The sequence below is a fragment of the Propionivibrio sp. genome, from assembly GCF_047602565.1.
GTDB lineage: Bacteria > Pseudomonadota > Gammaproteobacteria > Burkholderiales > Rhodocyclaceae > Propionivibrio.
This window is the reverse complement of sequence record NZ_JASGGX010000001.1, coordinates 3,139,243-3,160,630: the sequence shown is the minus strand read 5'-3', so window position 1 is coordinate 3,160,630 and position 21,388 is coordinate 3,139,243. Positions and strand designations below refer to the sequence as shown.

20 protein-coding genes, 3 tRNA genes and 1 pseudogene are annotated in these 21,388 nt (G+C 65.7%); 10 read left to right on the top strand and 14 right to left on the bottom strand.

The window, feature by feature from the left end:
• Nucleotides 1-21: 21 nt before the first annotated feature.
• From QM701_RS14915 to QM701_RS14905, 3 genes are all read right to left on the bottom strand, one after another.
• Nucleotides 22-96: transfer RNA gene (locus tag QM701_RS14915), tRNA-Thr, on the bottom strand.
• Nucleotides 97-132: 36 nt separating this feature from the next.
• Nucleotides 133-206, bottom strand: a tRNA-Gly gene (locus QM701_RS14910).
• A gap of 51 nt (nt 207-257) precedes the next feature.
• Nucleotides 258-342, bottom strand: a tRNA-Tyr gene (locus QM701_RS14905).
• Nucleotides 343-522: 180 nt separating this feature from the next.
• On the opposite strand from QM701_RS14905, the gene QM701_RS14900 reads away from it, so the two are divergent.
• Nucleotides 523-1,299, top strand: coding sequence for a class I SAM-dependent methyltransferase (locus QM701_RS14900; protein WP_415167821.1), 777 nt, complete (start codon nt 523-525; stop codon nt 1,297-1,299).
• Nucleotides 1,300-1,305: 6 nt separating this feature from the next.
• On the opposite strand, the gene QM701_RS14895 is transcribed toward QM701_RS14900, so the two are convergent.
• The 3 genes from QM701_RS14895 to QM701_RS14885 all read right to left on the bottom strand — a co-directional run bounded on the left by QM701_RS14895 (nt 1,306) and on the right by QM701_RS14885 (nt 5,043).
• Nucleotides 1,306-1,959, bottom strand: coding sequence for a response regulator transcription factor (locus tag QM701_RS14895; RefSeq protein WP_415167820.1), 654 nt, complete (start codon nt 1,957-1,959; stop codon nt 1,306-1,308).
• A gap of 101 nt (nt 1,960-2,060) precedes the next feature.
• Complete coding sequence (locus QM701_RS14890; RefSeq protein ID WP_415169406.1) at nt 2,061-4,616, bottom strand: ATP-binding protein; 2,556 nt, start codon at nt 4,614-4,616, stop codon at nt 2,061-2,063.
• Between the two features lie 70 nt (nt 4,617-4,686).
• A complete protein-coding gene (locus QM701_RS14885) occupies nt 4,687-5,043 on the bottom strand; it encodes a thioredoxin family protein (protein WP_415167819.1) in 357 nt (118 codons plus the stop codon).
• A gap of 248 nt (nt 5,044-5,291) precedes the next feature.
• Here QM701_RS14885 and fusA point away from each other — a divergent pair, with 248 nt between their 5' ends.
• Nucleotides 5,292-7,349: an elongation factor G gene (gene fusA / locus QM701_RS14880; RefSeq protein WP_415167818.1), complete on the top strand. Its 2,058-nt coding sequence runs from the start codon at nt 5,292-5,294 to the stop codon at nt 7,347-7,349.
• A gap of 89 nt (nt 7,350-7,438) precedes the next feature.
• Here the strand turns inward: fusA and QM701_RS14875 are convergent, their stop codons facing one another.
• Nucleotides 7,439-8,140: a transglycosylase SLT domain-containing protein gene (locus tag QM701_RS14875; RefSeq protein WP_415167817.1), complete on the bottom strand. Its 702-nt coding sequence runs from the start codon at nt 8,138-8,140 to the stop codon at nt 7,439-7,441.
• 351 nt (nt 8,141-8,491) lie between these two features.
• Here QM701_RS14875 and QM701_RS14870 point away from each other — a divergent pair, with 351 nt between their 5' ends.
• The 5 genes from QM701_RS14870 to QM701_RS14850 are packed head-to-tail and all read left to right on the top strand — an operon-like array spanning nt 8,492 to nt 12,300.
• Complete coding sequence (locus QM701_RS14870) at nt 8,492-9,586, top strand: VanZ family protein (RefSeq protein ID WP_415167816.1); 1,095 nt, start codon at nt 8,492-8,494, stop codon at nt 9,584-9,586.
• A gap of 48 nt (nt 9,587-9,634) precedes the next feature.
• Complete coding sequence (locus QM701_RS14865; RefSeq protein ID WP_415167815.1) at nt 9,635-9,943, top strand: (2Fe-2S) ferredoxin domain-containing protein; 309 nt, start codon at nt 9,635-9,637, stop codon at nt 9,941-9,943.
• A 4-nt stretch (nt 9,944-9,947) separates the two neighbouring features.
• A complete protein-coding gene (locus tag QM701_RS14860; RefSeq protein ID WP_415167814.1) occupies nt 9,948-10,586 on the top strand; it encodes an alpha/beta hydrolase in 639 nt (212 codons plus the stop codon).
• Nucleotides 10,574-11,500, top strand: coding sequence for an ATP-binding cassette domain-containing protein (locus tag QM701_RS14855; protein WP_415167813.1), 927 nt, complete (start codon nt 10,574-10,576; stop codon nt 11,498-11,500). The genes QM701_RS14860 and QM701_RS14855 overlap by 13 nt, the downstream gene beginning before the upstream one ends.
• Nucleotides 11,501-11,502: 2 nt before the next feature.
• On the top strand, nt 11,503-12,300 hold the full coding sequence (locus tag QM701_RS14850; RefSeq protein ID WP_415167812.1) for an ABC transporter permease: 798 nt from the start codon (nt 11,503-11,505) through the stop codon (nt 12,298-12,300).
• 51 nt (nt 12,301-12,351) lie between these two features.
• Here the strand turns inward: QM701_RS14850 and QM701_RS14845 are convergent, their stop codons facing one another.
• From QM701_RS14845 to QM701_RS14815, 7 genes and pseudogenes are all read right to left on the bottom strand, one after another.
• The gene (locus QM701_RS14845) at nt 12,352-13,962 is read right to left on the bottom strand and encodes an NAD(P)-binding protein (RefSeq protein ID WP_415167811.1); all 1,611 of its coding nucleotides are present in this window, start codon (nt 13,960-13,962) and stop codon (nt 12,352-12,354) included.
• Nucleotides 13,963-13,974: 12 nt separating this feature from the next.
• Nucleotides 13,975-14,988: a thiamine pyrophosphate-dependent enzyme gene (locus tag QM701_RS14840; protein WP_415167810.1), complete on the bottom strand. Its 1,014-nt coding sequence runs from the start codon at nt 14,986-14,988 to the stop codon at nt 13,975-13,977.
• Between the two features lie 10 nt (nt 14,989-14,998).
• Nucleotides 14,999-15,949 carry a transketolase C-terminal domain-containing protein gene (locus tag QM701_RS14835; RefSeq protein WP_415167809.1) on the bottom strand — a complete coding sequence of 317 codons (951 nt, stop codon included), beginning with the start codon at nt 15,947-15,949 and terminating at the stop codon, nt 14,999-15,001.
• A gap of 100 nt (nt 15,950-16,049) precedes the next feature.
• A pseudogene (gene porA, locus QM701_RS14830) lies at nt 16,050-16,256 on the bottom strand (pyruvate ferredoxin oxidoreductase); the annotation flags it as partial.
• Nucleotides 16,249-16,842 carry a 2-oxoacid:acceptor oxidoreductase family protein gene (locus tag QM701_RS14825; protein WP_415167808.1) on the bottom strand — a complete coding sequence of 198 codons (594 nt, stop codon included), beginning with the start codon at nt 16,840-16,842 and terminating at the stop codon, nt 16,249-16,251. The pseudogene porA and the gene QM701_RS14825, both read right to left, overlap by 8 nt.
• A gap of 231 nt (nt 16,843-17,073) precedes the next feature.
• Nucleotides 17,074-18,210 carry a PilT/PilU family type 4a pilus ATPase gene (locus QM701_RS14820; RefSeq protein ID WP_415167807.1) on the bottom strand — a complete coding sequence of 379 codons (1,137 nt, stop codon included), beginning with the start codon at nt 18,208-18,210 and terminating at the stop codon, nt 17,074-17,076.
• Nucleotides 18,211-18,229: 19 nt separating this feature from the next.
• Nucleotides 18,230-19,276, bottom strand: coding sequence for a type IV pilus twitching motility protein PilT (locus QM701_RS14815; RefSeq protein WP_415167806.1), 1,047 nt, complete (start codon nt 19,274-19,276; stop codon nt 18,230-18,232).
• Between the two features lie 65 nt (nt 19,277-19,341).
• Here QM701_RS14815 and QM701_RS14810 point away from each other — a divergent pair, with 65 nt between their 5' ends.
• The 3 genes from QM701_RS14810 to QM701_RS14800 are packed head-to-tail and all read left to right on the top strand — an operon-like array spanning nt 19,342 to nt 21,386.
• Nucleotides 19,342-20,031, top strand: coding sequence for a YggS family pyridoxal phosphate-dependent enzyme (locus QM701_RS14810; protein WP_415167805.1), 690 nt, complete (start codon nt 19,342-19,344; stop codon nt 20,029-20,031).
• Entirely contained in the window at nt 20,028-20,840 is an 813-nt protein-coding gene (gene proC, locus QM701_RS14805; protein WP_415167804.1) for a pyrroline-5-carboxylate reductase, read from the top strand. The genes QM701_RS14810 and proC overlap by 4 nt, the downstream gene beginning before the upstream one ends.
• Nucleotides 20,841-20,843: 3 nt before the next feature.
• Nucleotides 20,844-21,386, top strand: coding sequence for a YggT family protein (locus QM701_RS14800; RefSeq protein ID WP_415167803.1), 543 nt, complete (start codon nt 20,844-20,846; stop codon nt 21,384-21,386).
• The last annotated feature ends 2 nt before the right edge of the window (nt 21,387-21,388 follow it).

Genomic DNA, 21,388 nt, shown 5'->3' with positions numbered 1-21,388 from the left:
TGATGCAACTACTCGAATCGGTGGTGCCCATGGGCAGGATTGAACTGCCGGCCTCTCCCTTACCAAGGGAGTGCTCTACCACTGAGCTACATGGGCATCGTGCCTGCGACTCAAAACCGTCGTACCGCAACGTGGAGCGGGTGAAGGGAATCGAACCCTCGTCTTAAGCTTGGAAGGCTTCAGCTCTACCATTGAGCTACACCCGCTAAACCGCACCCGCAGCGTTGAAGATCACGACCGCTACAGCAACAACTTCTTGGTGGAGGGAGAAGGATTCGAACCTTCGAAGGCAGAGCCGTCAGATTTACAGTCTGATCCCGTTGACCGCTTGGGTATCCCTCCAACTCGGAACCGCTAATTCTGGCATAACGAACAACATGCGTCAACCAGTCGTTGCGCTCAGGCCGGTATAATAGCAGAAATCATGCCGAGGCATCTGCTTTTTGCCGTTTTCACGCACGGCATGCGTGCCTTTATCGGGCAGAATAAGCCCCCCGCACACGACTTCCACCCGCGCCAAGCATGGACGATGATTCGCCCGCTTCCCCATTGAATTCGCCCCATCTGCGGCAACTGGCGCTGCAGGGCGCGGCGGCCTTCATCGTGCTCAGCGTGGCCTGGCCTTATTGCCTCATGCGCCAGCAACCGCTGCCCTGGCTCGAGACGTCGCTGCTGATCGGGGCGCTGGCTTTCCTGCTCGCCTGCCTGACCCGCCAATACTGGTGGTGGCGGCTCATGCACGCGCTGTTCGCGCCCGCCGTCGTCCTTTTCTCCGCGCTCGGCCTCGCCCCGGGATGGTATCTGGCGGCGTTCGTATTGATGTTCCTGGTCTATCGGGGCGCGCTGACCAGCCGGGTGCCGCTGTATCTGTCCAGCCCCGAGACCGCGCGGGCGCTGACCGGGTGGCTCGCCGGCACGCCTGCCCGCAAGATCGTCGATCTCGGGGCGGGCACGGGCGGCGTGGCCTGCGCGCTCGCCCGGCTGCGCGAGGACGCGCAGGTCGCCGGCGTCGAAAACTCGTACCTTCCCTGGGCGATCGGCTGCTTGCGCACGGCGCGGCTGCCGAACTGCCGCTGGGTCCTGGGCAGCCTGTGGGACGTGCCGCTGGCCGAATACGACGTCGCGTATGCCTTTCTTTCGCCGGAACCCATGCGCCGGCTGTGGCTCAAGGCGACGCGGGAAATGCGTCCGGGCGCCTGGCTCATCAGCAACAGCTTCCGGGTTCCCGACGTCGAGGCTACCGCCGAGATTGACGTCGATGATGCGCGGAAAACGCGGCTCTATTGCTACCGGTTGTAGGCCGGCTCAGTCGAGGCGAATGCCCCGCCGCGCGACGACGATCATGGCCTGGGTTCGGCTGGAGACGCCGAGCCGCTTGAAAATCGTCGATAGATGAATCTTGACCGTGCCTTCGGACAGGCCAAGCAGGCCGGCGATGTCCCGGTTCGACTTCCCCCTGACCATCAGGCTGAGCACTTCCACCTGGCGGTCGGTCAGCCCGAAATCCGCCGGGTCGGTCTTGCCCTTTCCCATCGGCAGATGCGGGGAGGCGACGAAGACCTTCTTCTTTTGCGATGCATCCGGCGACTGTACGTTGCCGGAAAGCACTTCGCGCAGGACGGCGAGCAGGCGGTCGCTGGAGGACGCCTTGGAGACGAAGCCGGCCGCGCCGCAGCGCATCGCCCGGTTGACGGTATGCGCGTCATCGTAGGCCGACAGGATCACCACGGGCATCGACGGATAGCGCTGTCGGAAGGACTTCAGGCACGTTACTCCGTCCACGCCCGGCAAGCCGAGATCGAGCAGCGCCAGGTCGAAGATTTCGCCGCGCTCCAGCAAAACATTCGCGCCCTGGAAGTCGGCGACTTCGGAGACTTCCATCGCATCGAGCTGTCTCAACGTCTGGACGAGCCCTTCCCGGACGAGCGCATGATCTTCAATGACCAACAGTTTTGCCATCTGAGCACGTTCATTTTTCTTGGGAACCAGGCTGTGGGCGTCTGCCGCCGGCACGGCATTACTATAAGCGAAACCATGTCTTCGCACGAATAATAATCGGTTCATCCGATGCCTGCCGGCGCGGGGCGGGCCGCACCGGCGAGCCCCGCCTCCTCGGCCATGATGGACAGCAGGTTGACCAGCCCGGCGGGCTTGACGACCACCCGCCAGCCGGATCGATTGGCCGATTTCATGCGCGCCGACGATATTTCTCCGGTCATCAGAATGGCGTTTATCGGGATTTCCGAGCGCTGCTGGATCGCATCGAGAAATTCGATCCCATTGATCCCCGGCAGAACGAAATCCGATATGTAGAAGTCGGCGTCGGGCAGCGACGGCGCCTGCAGCGCGTCCTCAGCGCTGGCGAAGCACTCCACGGACACGCCGACCGCCTGCAGCGATATTTCGATCGACTTGGCCACGACCGGGTCGTCTTCCACGACCACCACATCCCAGCCTTTGAAGCGGGCATAGTCGACCTCCGAGGACGACGGTTCGTCGAGCTCGAAGTCGGACGGCGCGTCCCCGCTCGACGGCGCGCAGACCGGCACGGTGATTTCGAACACCGAACCGTGGCCGAGGCGCGAACGATAGGTGACGTCGCCGCCGAGCAGCCGGGCCGTCCGCCGGGCGATCGACAGGCCGATGCCCAGGCCCTTGGCGCGGTCGCCCGCCGCATTGCCGATCTGGAAACATTCGTCGAACAGCCGATCCCCGAACACGGCATCGATCCCGATGCCGGTGTCCCAGACCTGGATGACGCCCAGCGCGCCGCGCCGGCGGAAGCCGATCAGCACGCCGCCGACGTGGGTGTACTTGAAGGCGTTGTCGATGAGATTGCGCAGCACGCTGAGCAGCAGGCCGGGATCGGTCTCCAGCACCGGCCCGTTGAACGGATAGAAGAACTTGAAGCGCAGGTTCCGCTGCTTCGCCAGCGAGGAGAATTCGTCGTCCACGGCCTCGAACACGCTTTCCACCTCGACTTTCCTGATCTGCGGCCGCACCAGCCCCGCGTCCAGTTTCGAGATGTCCAGCAGCGAATAAAGCAGCCCGCTCAAGGCATCGACCGAAAGCGAGAGGAAGCGCGCGATGGTCTTTTGCTCCTCGTCCAACTCCGTCCTGCACAGGGCATCCTTGAACAGGTTGATGGCCTGGATCGGCTGCCTCAGGTCGTGGCTGGCCGTCGTCAGGAAGCGGGTTTTCGCCTGGTTCGCCTGCTCCGCCTGCTGCTTGGCGAGGATCAGTTCGCTTTCCGCCTTCTTCAGCAAGGAAATGTCGGTCTGCGCGACGATATGGCCGACGACGACGCCGGCCGCGTTTTTTTCGGCCTTGGCCTCGCCCATGACGTGCACGATTTCGCCGCCGGGCCTGACCAGCCGGTACTCGCCGACGCGAACGGCCGAATCCTCGGCCTTGCCGCGCCACAACGCGCCGATCTTCCGCCGATCGTCCGGATGGATCATCCCCGCCCAGTCGTCCCCGAGCAGCGCATCGCGGCTCCTGCCGGTAATCAGCTCGTTCCGGTCGTTCACGAAAACGCACTGCCCCGCCAGATCGAAACGGGCAACGCCGACGGGAAGCATCTGCACCAGTTCGCTGAATTTCGACTCGCTTTGGGCGAGATCCGACAGAATGACGACTTCGCGTTCGCGCATGCGCCCGAGGCGCCGCAGCAGCCCGCCGAGCATGGCGATCACCACGAGCACCGAGAGGCCGACCAGCGCGGCCTGCGCATACCAGCCGGCCAGCACCGCGCGGCGATCGAACCCGACGACGAAATAGAACGGGTAGTTCGGCAGCGCCTTGAAACTGGCGATGTGGTTCTTCAACTCCGGTTCATCGCTGCCGCCATCCGCCACCGTGGCTTCGGTGCTCCCCGCGGCCAGCGCCCTGACGAAGGGATGGTCCGGGCCGAAGCCTGGCCGGCCCGCCTCCGCGCCGGCGTCCGGCCAGCGGGCGATCAGCGCGTGATCGTCGCGCCGGCGCATGGCCACGTAGCCGCTTTTCCCGACGTCCAGCGCCGCAAGCTGATTCTTGAGCGACACGAGGTCGAGCGGACTGAGCACCGCACCAAGAAACCTGCCGCCGCCGTTGCGGATCGCCCGCGCCACGACCAGCACGTCCCGGTTCGTCGCTCCGCTCCGGAGCACGTCGGAAAAAACCAGGCCGGCGTCTGGATCGGCGCGCAGTTTCGCGAAATAGGCCCGCTCCGACACGTTCAATCCGGACGCGGGAATGCCCGTCGAGGAATACAGGATGGTTCCCGCCGCATCGGCCACGTAGAGGCCGTACATGCGCTCGGCATTGATCAGCCGGCCGGACAGGCGCCGGCCGATATCCTGCTGGAAACGGGGCGCCGCCGCCGCATCGAGCGCCTCCTCGGGGAACTCGGCGGCCAGCGCCGAAAGATCGGCATCGGTGCGCCGCAGCGTCTCGTAAAGCTGGGTCTGCAGCAAGGTGGCGATGTTGCGCGTGCCGACCTCGGCCTTGCGGATCTGATCCCGGTAGCCCGACAGCAACAGATAGCACAGGAGAAAAAAGATCAGCGACAGCACCGCGGCCAGCACCACCGCCGGCGCCCTGCTGCGCAGCCCTATGATTTTTGCCCGGCTTTCCATTGCCAACCAAACGCTCCTGCGAAGTGCGGGGCCATCGCCCCGAAACATCGAGACCCGGTGTTCGTTCCGCTCAATCGCGCGGGCCGCGCCCCAGCTCCGCCAGATCCGGGTCCGTCTGCCAGGCGTTCCGCTCGGGGTTGGACGCGACGTAATTCCGGCTCTGCTCGACCGTCTGCTCCAGAAACGTCTCGATCAACCTGCTCAGATGCCCGACCTGCGGCAGCATCGTGCCGAAAAAAAGCACCCATTCCCGGCGGCGCACCAGGATCGTCGGGAAATTCTCGACCTCCAGATCGCCCAGGCTCTCGGCGTCGTCCTCGATATCCCGCCAGAGAAATCTGACGCCGGGGAAGCGATCGGCCAGCCGCTCGAACTCGCCGCGGTATTCCCGGCAGGTCCCGCACCACTCGGCGCAAAGGCATACCACGGCGAAATCATCAAAATGAAGGCCCACGCCTCCTGCATCGGACGAACACATAGCGGCAAGCAATCAGCACAAACGACCGACATATTAGCGCAAGCCGCCTCTGGCCACCGGTGCTTGGCTAACCGGACATAAGGGGTAGAATGAAAACGCAGTGTTTAGTGTTGGTTCTTGCGTAATCGGTAGCTCGACGGGGGGCGTTGCCGGATTTTCGCCCCGGGACGAGCGTTTCGTGATCATTGGGGGAAAACATGGGTCAGAACAACACGGTCAACCTTCGTACTGTAGCGCTCGTCGGCCACGGCGCCGCCGGCAAGACGACTCTTGCCGAGACGTTGCTCGCCGCGGCCGGCGCGATCAGCAGCAAGGGGTCGGTGGAAAAGGGCAACACGGTCTGCGACTTCGATCCGCTGGAAAAGGAACTGGGACATTCGGTGAACTCCGCGATCGCCAGTTTCAATTGGCTCGATGCGCGCATCCACCTCATCGACACCCCCGGCTATCCCGACTTCACCGGACAAGCCATCGGAGCGCTCGCCGCGGTCGATACGGCGCTGGTGGTGATCAACGCGCAGACGGGCATCGAACTGTCCACGGAGCGCATGATGCGTTTCGCCGCCGCGCGCAATCTGTGCCGGATGATCGTGGTCAACAAGATCGACGCGGAGAACATCGACCTGCCCAAGCTGGTCGGCGAGATCCGCGAACGCTTCGGCCCCGAATGCATGCTGCTGGACCTGCCCGCGCACCACAGCCAGGACGTCGTGGAAGTGCTCGGCCATGACGACGGCGACAGCGACTTCGAATCGGTGGCCGCCGCGCATCGCGCGCTGATCGACCAGATCGTCGAGGAGGACGAGGACCTCCTGGCCAAGTACCTGGACGACGGCGCCGACCCGAACCTCGATGAATTGCACGCGCCCTTCGAAAAGGCGCTGCGCGCCGGGCACCTGATTCCCATCCTGTTCGTCTCGGCGAAAACCGGCGCGGGCATCCCCCAACTGCTCGACACGCTGGCCAAGCTGGCCCCGAACCCGGCGGAAGGCAACCCGCCGCCGTTCTACAAGGGGTCACTCGACGACCCGGCAAGCGCACCTTTCGATGCGGTCCCCGACACGGAAAAACACGTCCTGGCCCATGTCTTCAAGATCGTCAGCGACCCGTTCGTCGGCAAGCTCGGCATCTTCCGCGTGCACCAGGGAACGATCCGCAAGGAAACCCAGCTGTTCGTCGGCGACGCCAAACGCGCCTTCAAGGTCGGGCACCTCTATCGCCTGCAGGGCAAGGACTACCTCGAGGTCAACGCGCTGTTTCCCGGCGAGATCGGCGCCATCGCCAAGATCGACGAGATCGAGTTCGATGGCGTGCTGCACGACTCCCATGACGAGGACCGCATCCACCTGAAACCGCTCGAATTCCCCGAGCCGATGCAGGGGCTCGCCGTCGAGACGCAGCGCAAGGCCGACGAGCAGCGCCTGTTCGACGTGCTGCACAAGCTGGAAATCGAAGACCCGTGCTTCAAGGTCGAGCGCCATCCGACGACCAACGAAACCGTCATCCGCGGGCTCGGCGAAATGCATCTGCGCGCCAAGCTGGCGCGCATGTCCCAGCAATACAAGATCGAGTTGCACACCAAGCCGCCGCAGATCGCCTATCGCGAAACGATCACCAAGAAGGCCGAAGGCCATTGCCGGCACAAGAAGCAGAGCGGCGGCGCCGGGCAGTTCGGCGAGGTCATGCTGCGCGTCGAACCGCTGGAACGGGGCGCGGGCTTCGAATTCGTCAACATCGTCAAGGGCGGCGTCATTCCGGGCGTCTTCATGGCCTCGGTCGAAAAAGGCGTGCGCCAGGCGCTGGAGGACGGCGTCGTCGGCGGCTTCCCGGTGCACGACATCCGGGTCATCGTCCATGACGGGAAATCGCACTCGGTCAACAGCAAGGACATCGCCTTTTTCACGGCCGGACGGAAAGCCACTATCCAGGCGATCCAGGCCGCCACGCCGATCATCCTGGAACCGGTGGTCAACATCGAGGTGCTGGCGCCCGAGGCGGCGGTCGGCGATCTTTCCGGCGACCTGTCGAGCAAGCGCGGCCAGCTCACCGGCACGCAGCCGCGCGGCACCGGCGTGATGGCCATCAGCGGCAAAGTGCCGCTGGCCGAGCTGGACGACTACCAGGGCCGGCTGAAGTCGCTCACCGGCGGGCAAGGCTCCTACAGCATCGCCTTCTCGCACTACGCCCCGGTCCCGGCGGCCACGCAGCAGCAGCTCGCCTCGCAGAAAAAGGCCGTCGGTCTGGACGACGACTGACGCCTTCGGGTCCCGTCACGGAACGCTTCCGTGGCGGGCCGGCGTTGCCCGGGAAGAAACCGCCGAGCGGGCCGAAAAAGGAAAACCGTTCAGGCGTTGGTTTCCGCGTTGCGGCGCGCGGCTTTTTCGAGGCGCGCCTTTTCGGCCAGCACCTTGCTCGCGTAGCTGCCCTCGGCATCGGACGATCCCGCGTAGGACTGCAGCCCGGCGGTGAGCCCGCCGCGCCGGCGGATCGCCTCTTCGAGCACATGGACGCCGACCCGGATGTTGACGGCCGGGTCGAACAACTGGCGGCTGCCCATGCCTTCCGGGACCTTGTCCATGTGGAAGCGCGGGATGACCTGCATCAGGCCGCGCGCGCCCATCGCGCTTTCGGCGAAGGGATTGAACCCGGATTCGACCCCAATGATCGCCAGGATCAACAATGGATCGATACGCCGTTCGCGGCCGATCAGCTCGGCCACTTCGAACACCGGCAATACCGCTTCGGGCGACACCCGGTAGCGGCGTTTCACGTACTCGAGCGCGCCCATGAGATGCGGCTTGAGCGACGGCGCGTCGGCATCCGCCGACACTTCGGAGTCCGTGGCCGCGGGGACGGACTGCTCCGCCACGATGGCCATGACCGGAAGGGAATTCTTCCAGTCCGGACTTGCCGATCCTTTGAAAACGAATCCGACGATGCCAAGGAGAAGCAACAATCCGGCAATCATCGCGACGTGCTGCGTAATACTGGAGACGGCATCCAAGCTGCGAGCCATCGACTTCTGGAGCGTAACGGATACAGACATGCTCTCTCCTTTCACTGTTGTCGTCGCGCAAACAGAGACGGGACTTGCCGTGCGACAAACGGTTATAGGCGGGTGCAATGCCCTATTGCGCGGCGGAAGAGTGAAATGCCGCAGGGCAGAACTGCTACAGTAACTGAACCAGGGTGTCAGTTATGGAGTTGACAAAAACGCGGTACATCCAGCGCGATACATCTCCATGCATCCGAGGCATGGAGGAGTTCGGACTGTAGTCATCGATCCGGGTTTTGTCAACCGCCAGGAAACGGACCCGGCGCCCCGCCCTCCCGGTTCGCCCCCGCCATCGCCCGCGCGGGAAGGTAAAATCAAGGCATCCGCAACCTCGTTCAGGCGATGCATACCGGCACTCCCAAAACGGCACCGTCGCACGTCGACGGCGATTCCGCCCAGCTTCCGCTGTTGCCGCGCTACCTGGCGGCCGCGTATCTGGCGCTGATCGTCTATGCCAGCCTGCATCCGTTCTCGGGATGGCGCGCCTCGGGCATTTCGCCGTTCGTCTTCCTGGAAGCCGCCTGGCCGCGCTACTGGACGCTGTTCGACCTGTCGATCAACGTCGCCGCGTACGTGCCGTTCGGCTTCCTGCTGGCGCAGAGCTTCGGCGACCGCCCGTGCCGGCCGTGCGCCGCGCTGCTGGCTTTCGTATCCGGCGCGGCGTTGAGCTTCACGATCGAAAGCATCCAGTCCTATCTTCCCTCCCGGGTGCCGTCCAACGTCAACCTGCTGTGCAACAGCCTCGGCGCCGGCCTGGGAGCGATGGTCTCGCTGTGCTGCGGCCAACGCTTCTTCGCCCGCGTGCTGCGCGCGCAACAGCGCCTCCTGGCGCCCATGCCGCATGCCGAGTACGGCGTGGTGCTGACCGGACTGTGGCTGCTCACCCAGCTTTCGCCGGAAACGCTGCTGTTCGGCGCCGGCGATCTGCGCCACATCTTCGACATTCCGCCGGCGCTCCGGTATGACGCGCCTTCATTCTTCGCCCTGGAAACCGGCATCATCGTGTGCAACACCCTCGCCGCCGGCCTGATCATGAACATGGTCTTCGCCGGGAGGCGCCCGGCGCCACGCGCGCTCGCCTGGTTTTTCGCCGCCGCCCTGCTGATCAGGACGCTGGCGGCGGCGGTGCTGGTCGGGCCGCAAAGCGCGCTGGCCTGGCTGACGCCCGGCGCCGGCCTGGGACTGCTGGTGGGCGGCGCGGCGCTGGCGCTCGCGCTGCTGCTGCCGGCCACGCTGCGCATCGCCCTGGCCGGCATGGCGCTGATGGCCGGCACCGTCCTGGTCAACCTGGCGCCGCTCAATCCTTACTCGGTCGCCGCGCTGGCCGCGTGGCGGCAGGGACATTTTCTGAACTTCAACGGTCTCACTCGCCTGGCCGCGAGCTTCTGGCCCTTTCTGGCGCTTTCCTACCTCATCCTGCTTGGCCGGCGCCCTTAACGGGGCGGCGCAAGCCTTCGATCATCTGACCACACGGAACGAACCGACATGAGCTATTACAAACATCACGTGTTTTTCTGCTGCAACCAGCGCCCCGAGGGAGAGACCTGCTGCAACAACCACGGCGCGGTCGCCGCGCAGACCTACGCCAAGGAGCGGATCGCCGAGCTGAAACTGAAGGGCAAGGGCAAGGTGCGCATCAACAAGGCGGGCTGCATGGACCGCTGCGACGAGGGGCCGGTGCTGGTCGTTTACCCGGAGGCGGTCTGGTATCAGTACGTCGATACCGAGGACGTCGAGGAGATCATCCAGGAGCATCTGATCAACGGCCGCGTCGTCGAACGCCTGAAGATCTGAATCCATGAAGCCTGCAGAGCAGCTTTTGCACCTCGCCGGCCCGGCGGGAATCATCGAGACCCGGATCGAATCGCCCGCCGAGCCGCGCGGCATCGCGCTCGTCTGCCATCCGCATCCGCTGTTCGGCGGCAGCAATACGAACAAGGTCGTGCATACGCTGGCCAGCACCTTCGTCCGGCTGGGCTACGCCGCCGTGCGGCCGAACTTCAGGGGCGTCGGCGAGAGCGGTGGGCAGCATGACGAGGGCCGCGGCGAGACCGAGGACATGCTGATCGTGCTCGACGAGGCGCGGCGGATTTTCGGCGAATTGCCGATAGTCCTGGCCGGCTTCTCGTTCGGCGCCTACGTACAGACGCGCGTCGCCGACGCGCTGGCCGAATCCGGCCAGCCGGCGCAGCGGCTGGTGCTGGTCGGCATCGCCGCCGGCCACGTCGAGGGCGCCCGGCAGTACGCCACGCGCGCGGTCGCCAGGGACACGCTGGTCATCCACGGCTCGGCGGATACGACCGTGCCGCTGGCCAACGTGCTGGCCTGGGCCGAACCGCTCGAACTGCCGGTCGTCGTCATTCCCGGCGCGGATCATTTCTTTCACCGGCGGCTGCACATCATCCGCGACATCATCCTATGCGCATGGACATGTTGACCACGCTCGACGCGCTGACCGTTGCCGGCTTGCGCAAATCCTACGACGGCCATGAGGTCGTCGCCGGCATCGATTTCAGCGTCGGGCGCGGCACCTGCTTCGGCCTGCTCGGCCCGAACGGCGCGGGCAAGACCACCACCCTGCGCTGCTGCCTCGGGCTGACCGCGCCCGACGCGGGCCTCATCCGCCTGTGCGGTTCGACGGTGCCGGACGGCGCGCAGCAGGCGCGGGAGAAAACCGGCATCGTGCCGCAGTTCGACAACCTGGACCCGGACTTCACGGTCAGCGAGAACCTGATGGTCTATGGCCGCTATTTCGGGCTCGGCAACGCCGCGATACGCGGCCGCATCCCCGCGCTGCTGGAGTTCGCCGGGCTCGAAGGCAAGGAGAACGCGCGCATCCAGACGCTTTCCGGCGGCATGAAGCGGCGCCTGACGCTGGCGCGCGCGCTGGTCAACGATCCGGACGTGGTCTTTCTCGACGAGCCGACCACCGGCCTCGACCCGCAGGCGCGCCACTTGATCTGGGAGCGCCTCAAGCAGCTCACCGCGCGCGGCAAGACACTGATCCTGACCACGCATTTCATGGACGAGGCCGAACGTCTTTGCGACCGGCTGGCGGTGCTCGACCGCGGCCGGCTGATCGCCGAGGGCGGCCCGCGCGAACTGATCGCCACGCACATCGAGCCGCAGGTGGTGGAAGTCTTCGGCGACACCGCCGCGCGCTGGGCGCAGGCGCGCAAAACGCTGGGCGAGCGCGTCGAGATCGCCGGCGAGACGGCCTTCTTCTACTGCCACGACCCCGCGCCGCTGCTCGCCGCGCTGGCCGACGCGCCGGCCCTGCGCTACCTGCACCGCCCGGCCACGCTGGAAGACGTCTTCATCAAGCTGACCGGACGCGAACTGAGAGACTGAACATGCCCGCAACCACCTCACCGCGACTTTTCCTCCTGCCCCGGCCGGGACTGAGCTGGATTCCCGTCTGGCGGCGCAACTTCCTGGTCTGGCGCAAGCTGGCGCTGCCATCGGTGCTCGGCAACCTGGCCGATCCGCTGATCTACATGCTCGGCCTGGGCTACGGCCTCGGCGGCCTGCTGCCCGAGGTCGGCGGCGTGAGCTACGTCACCTTCCTCGCCGCCGGCACGGTGGTCGCCAGCACGATGAACGCGGCGACGTTCGAGGCGCTTTATTCGGGCTTTTCGCGCATGCACGTGCAGAAGACCTGGGACGCCATCCTCAACACGCCGCTGACGCTCGACCACGTGCTGACCGGCGAGCTGGTCTGGGCCGCCAGCAAGAGCCTGCTGTCCGGGCTGGCCATCCTGCTGGTCATCGGCGCGCTCGGGCTGAGTTCGTCGCCGCTCGCGCTGTGGACCGTGCCGGTGATCTTCCTGACCGGCCTCGCCTTCGCCGCGCTGGGCCTGGTCATCTGCTCGCTGGCGCCGTCGTACGACTTCTTCATGTACTACTTCACGCTGTTCATCACGCCGATGACGCTGGTCTCCGGCGTCTTCTTCCCGGCCGACCGGCTGCCCGCGGCCCTGCACGCCGTCGCCTCGTGGCTGCCGCTGACCCACGCGGTCCAGCTCGTCCGCCCGCTGCTGCTGGGCGAGACGCCCGCCAACATCGCCGGGCACGTAGCCGCGCTGCTGGCCATCACCGCCGTCGCCTTCTACGCCGCCACGGTGCTGACCCGGCGGCGCCTGCTCAAATGACGACGGGGCGACGGCTCGCGCCGTCGCCCCGTCTGGGACCGAGGATGCCGGTCAGTTGTTTTCCGGCTCCATGTTGATCGCGCCGCACGGGCACTCCGACACGCACAGGCCGCAGCCCTTGCAGTAGTCGTAGTTGAACTGGAAGCCCTGGCCCGGCCCGAGCTTGATCACCGCGTTGTCCGGGCAGACGCCGTAGCAGTTGTCGCACTCGAAGCAGTTGCCGCAGGACAGGCAGCGGCGCGCCTCGAACAGCGCGTTGGTCTCGTCGAGCCCGCCCTGCACTTCCTCGAAGGTCGATTGCCGGCGGATGATGTCGAGCATCGGCCGCACGGTCTTCGGCGCGTCGGAGTAGTACCAGGTGTTGAGCCGTTCGAAGGTGGCAATCTGCGGCTTGGGCGGCGCGACGTAGGCCGATCCGCGCAGCCAGGCGTCGATGTTGCGCGCCGCCTTCTTGCCGTGGCCGACGCCGACGGTGATGTTGCGGTCGGCCGGCACCATGTCGCCGCCGGCGAAGATGCCGGCATGGCCGGTCATCATGTTGGCGTCAACCTTGACCACGCCGTCCGCGACTTCCAGTCCGGGAACGCCTTCGAGCAGCGACAGATCGACGTCCTGGCCGAGCGCCAGGACCACCGAATCGGCCTCCAGCGTCTCGACCTCGCCGGTCGGCTGCGGGAAGCCGTTGGCGTCGAGCTCCATCTTCTCCACGGTGATCGAGGCGTCGCCGGCCTGCTTGATGGTCAACAGCCACTTGATCATCACGCCTTCCTGCAGCGCCTCCTCGACCTCGAAGTCGTGCGCCGGCATCTTGTCGCGGGTGCGGCGGTCAGACGATGATCGGCTCGGCGCCCATGCGCTTGGCCGTGCGCGCCACGTCGATGGCGGTGTTGCCGCCGCCGTAACGACCACGCGGCGGCCGAGCATCGGCTTCTCCTCGCCTTCCATGCTGTGCAGCACGGACACCGCGTCGACGATCTTGGAAACCGCCCCGGCCGGAATGTTGGTGCGCTTGCCGATGTGCGCGCCGACTGCCAGGAAGGCGGCGTCGAAGCCGCCGGCCCGCATGGTTTCGAGGATGTTGTCGACCTTGCTGTTGAGCTTGACCTCGACGCCCAGCTCGACCACGCGCTGCATCTCGGCATCGAGCACGTCGCGCGGCAGGCGGTACTTCGGAATGCCGAAGCGCATCATGCCGCCGAGCAGCGGGCCGGCCTCATACACGGTCACCTGGTGGCCGAGGCGGCGCAGATGGTACGCCGCCGACATGCCTGACGGACCGCCGCCGACGATCAGCACGTGCTTGCCGGATTCGGCGGTGGGCGGCACCAGCTTCCACTTGCGCTTGATCGCCTCGTCGCCGAGGAAGCGCTCGACCGAATTGATGCCGACCGCCGCGTCCAGGTTGGCGCGGTTGCAGGCGCCTTCGCAGGTGTGGTAACAGACGCGCCCCATGATCGCCGGGAAAGGGTTGTCCCTGGTCAGGTGCTGCCAGGCCTTCTCGTAGTTGCCCGATTCGGCGTGGAACAGCCAGCCCTGGATGTCCTCGCCGGCCGGGCACTGGTTGTTGCACGGCGGCAGGCGGTTCGACGTAGACCGGCCGCTCGGTGCGCCAGCTGCCGGTACGGTTGGCGAGCGACGAACCCGGGTCGAGGGTGATTGCAAACGGCTTGTTCATCAGTTCGCCTCCTTCACGAGCAGATCGTATTTACGGACATTCTTGTCGGCAATCGCTTGCAGACGGGCAATGGTGTCGATCGCCGGCGTCCTGCCGAACAGGTGGGCGAAGCGCTTCTGCGGCCGCAGGTACTCCTCGACCGGCAGCAGCCGGCGGATCTTGGTCGAGTTGGTGAGCTCGCCGTTTTCCGCCTCGAACACCGGGAACAGCCCGGTTTCCTTGGCCAGCCGCGACATGCGCAGGGTGTCGTGCGACGGCGTGCCCCAGCCGAGCGGGCACGGCACCAGGATGTGGATGTAGCGCGCGCCGCGGAAGGTCATCGCCTTGCGCACCTTGTATTCCAGGTCGCGCAGGTCGGCGACCGTGGCGGTCGCCACGTAGGGGATCTCGTGCGCCATGGCGATGGCCGGGACGAACTTGCCCTGGCCGAACGGGTTACCCGGCTCCGGGCCGACCGGCATGGTCGTCGCCGTGCGCGCCGCCGGCGGCGTCGCCGAGCTGCGCTGGATGCCCGTGTTCATGTAGCCGCCGTTGTCGTAGCAGATGTAGAGCACGTCGTCGTTGCGCTCGAACATCCCGGACAGACAGCCGAAGCCGATGTCGGTGGTGCCGCCGTCGCCGCCCTGCGCCACCACGCGCACGTCGCCGGCCAGGCCCTTCTGGCGCTTGACTTTCAGCGCCGCGGAAACGCCCGTGGCCACCGCGCCGGCATTGCCGAACAGCGAGTGAATCCAGGGAATCTGCCAGGAGGTCTCGGGATACGGCGTCGAGAAGACTTCCAGGCAGCCGGTGGCGTTGACCGCGACCAGTTGCTTGTTGGTGGCATGCATCGCCGCGTCGATCGCGTAACGCGCGCCGAGCGCCTCGCCGCAGCCCTGGCAGGCGCGGTGCCCCGAATTCAGGGAGTTGGTGCGCTCCATGTTGGCCTGCACGCTGCGCTGGTCGGGTGTGAGCAGGCGGTTGCCGACGGTGAAGGTGCCGGTCTGGTAAAACTTGACGGGTTGGAAACTCATGCTCGCCTCCTCAACTGTGTTGGACGACATGGCTGCTGCCGACGTCGCGCAGGATGTTCTCGGCCACCGGCCCGGACCGGCGCTTCTGGCGTTCGCGCTCCAACTGCTTGTTGACGATGTTCCAGTCGAGGTCGAGGAAGGACAGCGCCGGCACGTCGTCGCGCACCGCCTTGGCGAAGTAGGCGTGCAGGGACTGCTTGGTGATCGGGCGGCCGCCGAGGCCGGCCACCACCGTGTAGTCACTGATCTCGACGCCGTCCATCGCCGTGCGCACGTCGGTCGCCAGGATGCCGCCGATGCCGACCGCGAAGGTCTTCTCCAGGACGACCACGCGCTTGGCGCCCTGCAGCGCGGCGCGCACCGCCTCCAGCGGGAACGGGCGGAAGGAAATGACGCCGAGCACGCCGATCTTGATGCCCTGCTCGCGCATCTCGTCAACGGTGTCCTTGATCGTGCCGAGCACGGAGCCCATGGCCACGACGACGGTCTCCGCATCTTCGAGGCAATAGCCCCGCACCAGGCCGCCGGAATCGCGGCCGAAACCGGCCTTGAACTGTTCGGCGATCTCGGGGATCAGCCCGAGCGCGCGCATCTGCTTCTCGTGTTCGAGGTAGCGCACTTCGGTGAAGGCCTCCGGGCCGACCATCGCGCCGATCGACACCGGATCGGCCGGATCGAGCACCTGGCGCGGCTCGTAGGGCGGCAGGAAGGCGTCCACCTGCTCCTGCGTCGGCATGTCCACGCGCTCGTAGGCGTGCGTCAGGATGAAGCCGTCCATGCACACCATCACCGGCAGGCTCAGCTCTTCGGCCAGCTTGAACGCCTGGATGTGCAGGTCGAGCGCTTCCTGGTTGTTCTCGGCGAACAGCTGAATCCAGCCGCTGTCGCGCTGCGAGATCGAATCGGAATGGTCGTTCCAGATGTTGATCGGCGCGCCGAGCGCCCGATTGGCCACGGTCATCACGATCGGCAGGCCGAGGCCGGAGGCGTTGTAGAACCGCCTCGACCATGAACAGCAGCCCTTGGGAGGCCGTCGCCGTGTAGGTCCGCGCGCCGGCTGCCGAGGCGCCGATCGCCACGCTCATGGCGGCGAATTCGGATTCGACGTTGATGAATTCGCAGTTCTGCACCTCGCCCGCCTTGACCATCTCGCCGATGCCTTCGACGATGTGGGTCTGCGGGGAAATCGGGTAGGCGCAGATCACTTCCGGCCGGCAGAGCGCCACCGCCTCGGCGACGGCGTGCGAGCCTTCGATTTGCTTAAGCATGGGCGACCTCCTTGTCGGCCTTCCCGGCATGCGCCAGGACCAGGTTGAAAGCCTCCGTCGCCGCGGCGACGTTGCCTTGCGCGACCTTGCCCGAAAACTTGGCTTCGATCGCCTTGCACACCGATTCCAGCCTGAGCTTGCCGGACAGCGCGGCAAAACCGGCCAGCAGCGGCACGTTCGGCACCGGGCGGCCGACGTGCTTGAGGCCGAGATCGGTCGCCGGCAACGCGCACAGGCGATCGGCCGGCCAGTCGCGGACGAATTCGGCGATGCCCAATTCCTCGAACGAGTGCTTAGTGTTGATCAGGATGAACCCGTTTTCCTTCAGGCCGCCGAACACGTCGATCTGGCGCAGCAGCGTCGGGTCCTGGATGATCACGGCGTCCGGACTCATGATCGGCTCGCGCAGCCGGATTTCGCGGTCCGCGATGCGGCAGAAGGCCACCACCGGCGCCCCCGTCCGTTCCGAACCGAAACTGGGAAAGGCCTGCGCGTGATGCCCTTCCTGGAACGCGGCGATCGACAGCATTTCCGCCGCCGTCACCACCCCTTGGCCTCCCCGGCCGTGAATACGTACTTCGAACATACGCTCTCCGCTCAGTTGTTTCTCGAAGTTACCCACCTGCAAAAAACTTAATGAGTTAATGGAACTAAACCATGATGGTTAGGAACTAATTGTACAACCGTTATTCCGAATTGCGAAACGATATTTCGTTAAATAAAATCTGACAAAACTCCTTGGGTATTCGGGGCAAACGCCAGACGAAAAAAAAATCGCCCCGACGAGCGGGGCGATCAGGCGTTGGAACGGGAGGCGTCAGATGACTTCGAGGTGGCCGATGCCCGAGTTCAGGTCGCGGTCCTTCGATTCCTTGCTGTGCAGCTTGATCTGCAGGCGCAGGTCGTTGATCGAGTCGGCGTTGCGCAGGGCGTCCTCGTAGGTGATCCGGCCGGATTCGTAGAGGTCGAACAACGCCTGGTCGAAGGTCTGCATACCGAGCTCGCGCGAGCGCTTCATGACTTCCTTGATCTCCTGCACCTCGCCCTTGAAGATCAGGTCGGAAATCAGCGGCGAATTGAGCATGATCTCGACCGCCGCCACGCGCCCCTTGCCGTCCTTCTTGGGCAACAGCCGCTGGGAAACCAGCGCGCGCAGGTTCAGCGAAAGGTCCATCAGCAGCTGCTGGCGGCGCTCTTCCGGGAAGAAGTTGATGACCCGGTCGATCGCCTGGTTGGTGCTGTTGGCGTGCAGGGTGGCCAGGCACAGGTGCCCGGTCTCGGCGAAGGCGATCCCGTAGTCCATCGTTTCGCGGTCGCGGATCTCGCCCATCAGGATCACGTCGGGCGCCTGCCGCAGGGTGTTCTTGAGCGCCGCCTCCCACGAATCGGTATCGACGCCGATCTCGCGCTGCGTGACGATGCAGCCCTTGTGCTCATGGATGAACTCGATCGGGTCCTCGACGGTGATGATGTGCCCGTGGCTGTTCCTGTTGCGCTGGTCGACCAGCGCGGCCAGCGAGGTGGTCTTGCCGGTGCCGGTGCCGCCGACGAAGATCACCAGGCCGCGCTTGGTCATGGCGATGTCCTTGAGCACGGTCGGCAGCCCGAGTTCGTCGAGCGTGGGGATGGCCAGGTTGATCGTGCGGCACACCACGGCCACGCGCCCCTGCTGGATCAGCGCGTTGACCCGGAAACGGCCGATCCCCGACGGCGAGATGGCGAAGTTGCATTCCTTGGTCGCCTCGAATTCGGCCGCCTGCCGGTCGTTCATGATCGAACGCGCCAGTTCCGCGGTGTGCTGCGCGGTCAGCACCTGATTCGACACCGGCATCACCCGGCCGTCAACCTTGATCGCGGGCGGGAAATTGGCGGTGATGAACAGGTCGGAGCCGTTCTTCTGCGTCATCAGGCGCAGCAGGTCGTGCATGAATTTCAAAGCCTGGTCGCGTTCCATGATTTTCCTTTTTTAAGGCTCAGGCGCCGGGGAAGGAATCCTTGTTGGCCGCCCGCACGCGGGCTTCGGCCGCCGAGACGATGTTGCGGCGAACGAGTTCGAGCAGGCTCTGGTCGAGCGTCTGCATGCCGAGCTGGGCGCTGGTCTGGATCACCGAATACATCTGCGCCACCTTGTTCTCGCGGATGAGGTTGCGGATCGCGGCCGTGCCGATCATGATCTCGTGCGCCGCCACCCGGCCCATGCCGTCCTTGGTCTTCAGCAGCGTCTGCGAGATGACCGCGCGCAGCGATTCGGAAAGCATCGAGCGGACCATTTCCTTCTCGGCCGCGGGGAAGACGTCCACCACGCGGTCGATGGTCTTCGCCGCGCTCGAGGTATGCAGGGTGCCGAACACCAGGTGGCCGGTTTCCGCCGCCGTCAATGCCAAGCGGATCGTTTCCAGGTCGCGCATTTCGCCGACCAGGATGACGTCCGGGTCCTCGCGCAGCGCCGAGCGCAGGGCGTTGGCGAAGGACAGCGTATGCGGGCCGACTTCGCGCTGGTTGATCAGGCACTTTTTCGACTCGTGCACGAATTCGATCGGGTCCTCGACGGTCAGGATGTGCGCATGCTCGTTTTCATTGACGTGATTGATCATCGCCGCCAGCGTCGTCGACTTGCCCGAGCCGGTGGGACCGGTCACCAGCACGATGCCGCGCGGATATTCAGCGATTTCCTTGAAGATCCTCGGGCAGTTGAGGTCTTCGAGCGTCAGCACCTTGGACGGGATGGTCCGGAACACCGCGCCGGCGCCGCGGTGCTGCACGAAGGCATTGACCCGGAAACGCGCCAGGTTGGGAATCTCGAACGAGAAGTCGCACTCCAGCGTTTCCTCGTAGTTCTTGCGCTGCGCGTCGTTCATGATGTCGTACACCATGGCGTGCACGTCCTTGTGCTCCATCGCCGGCAGGTTGATGCGGCGGACGTCGCCGTGCACGCGGATCATCGGCGGCAGCCCGGAGGAAAGATGCAGGTCCGAGGCTTTGTTCTTGACGCTGAAGGCAAGCAGTTCTGTGATATCCATCTTGACCCATTCTTGGCGGTAATTGGGGGAGTGCTATACTGCCCAACCCCCGGACGAAATTCATTATGACAACAATTTCCGCCAACCTGCAAGCCGTTCACGCGCGCATCGAGACTGCCGCGCGGGCATGCGGCCGCGCGCCGGAAACGGTCGGCCTGCTGGCGGTCAGCAAAACCTGGCCGGCGTCCAGCGTGCGCGAGGCGGCCATGGCGGGGCAGCGGGCGTTCGGGGAAAACTACGTGCAGGAGGGCATCGACAAGATTCGTGAAGTCGCCCGGCCGGACCTCGAATGGCATTTCATCGGTCCGCTGCAGGGCAACAAGACGCGGCAGGTGGCCGAAACGTTCGACTGGGTGCATTCGGTCGACCGGCTGAAGATCGCGGAAAGGCTTGCGCAGCAGCGGCCGGAAACCCTGCCGCCGCTGCAGGTGTGCCTGCAGGTCAACATCAGCGGCGAGGATACGAAAAGCGGCGTCGCGCCGCAGGAGGCGCCGGCGCTGGCGCAACGCATCGCGCAGTTGCCGCGGCTCGCCTTGCGCGGCCTGATGGCGATTCCCGCTCCGGCCGCCGATTTCGCCGGCCAGCGCGAGCCGTTCCGCCGCCTGCGCCAGCTGTTCGAGCAACTGGTTCGTGAAGGGCTGGCCCTGGATACGCTTTCCATGGGCATGTCGAACGATATCGAGGCCGCCATCGCGGAGGGCGCCACGCTGGTCCGCGTGGGAACGGCCATTTTTGGTGAAAGAAACAGATCATGAAGATTACATTCGTCGGCGGCGGCAACATGGCCAACGCCCTGATCGGCGGCCTGCTGAACAACGGTTTCCCGGCCAGCACGATTGCCGCCATCGAACTCGGCCCGGAGCACCGCGCCCGCCTGGAGCGCGTCTTCGGCATCCGCTGCTTCGCCGCGCCCGACACAGAGGCGCTCCAGTGCGACGCCGTGGTGCTCGCGGTGAAGCCGCAGCAGATGCGCGCCGCGTGCCTCTCGCTGCAGCCTTTTCTCAAGCAGCAGCTGGTCATCAGCGTCGCCGCCGGACTGCGGCTGTCGGATCTGGCGCGCTGGCTGGGCGGCCACGACCGGCTGATCCGCGCCATGCCCAACACGCCGGCGCTGATCAGCGCCGGGGTGACCGGGCTGTACGCGCTGCCCGGCGTCTCCGAGGCGGAACGGCTCGGCGCCGAGCGCATCATGCATGCCGTGGGCAGCACGGTGTGGGTGAACGAGGAAACGCAGATCGACGCCCTGACGGCGATTTCCGGCAGCGGCCCGGCCTACGTCTTCCTGTTCATCGAGGCGCTGCAGCAGGCCGCCGTCGAGCTCGGCTTCTCGCCCAAGCAGGTGCGCCAGCTGTCGATCGAAACGGTGCTCGGCGCCGCCAAGCTGGCGTCGATGTCCGAGGAGCCGGCCAGCGTGCTGCGCGAACGCGTCACCTCGAAGGGCGGCACCACCGAGGCGGCGCTGCGTGAGATGGCCGAGCGCGGCCTGAAGGAGGCCGTCGTCGCCGGCGTCAAGGCCGCCCGGGCGCGGGGCGCCGAGTTGGGCGAACTGCTCGGCAAGGACTGAGCGATGGCCGCGCTCGTCCAGGTGATCCTGCTCATCGCCAATGCCTTCTGCACCTTCTTCGCCACCCTGGCGCTGATGCGCTTCTTCATGCAGGTGAGCCGGGCGCCGTTCGACAACCCGATCGGCGGCTTCGTCCTGCACCTGACCGACTGGATGGTGCTGCCGCTGCGCAGGATCGTGCCGCCGGTCCGCGGCTTCGACACGGCCAGCCTGCTCGCCGCCTACCTGCTGCAGGCCGTGCTGATGGCGCTGGTGATCGGGCTCTCCTCGCTCCATGAGCTGGCCAGCCCGGCCACGGCGCTGCGCATCGCCAGCGGCGCGCTGTTCGTGCTGGTGCGCCTGAGCGTCTACCTCTACGTGGTGCTGCTGGTCGCGCAGGCGATGCTCTCCTGGTTCAACCCGCACGCCCCGCTGAACCGGCTGGTCGGCCAGATGACCGCGCCGGTGCTGCGGCCGCTGCGGCGGATCGTGCCGCCGATTTCCGGCATCGACCTGACGCCGCTGATCGCCATCCTGCTGGCGCAGATCATCCTGATCTTCGTCTGACG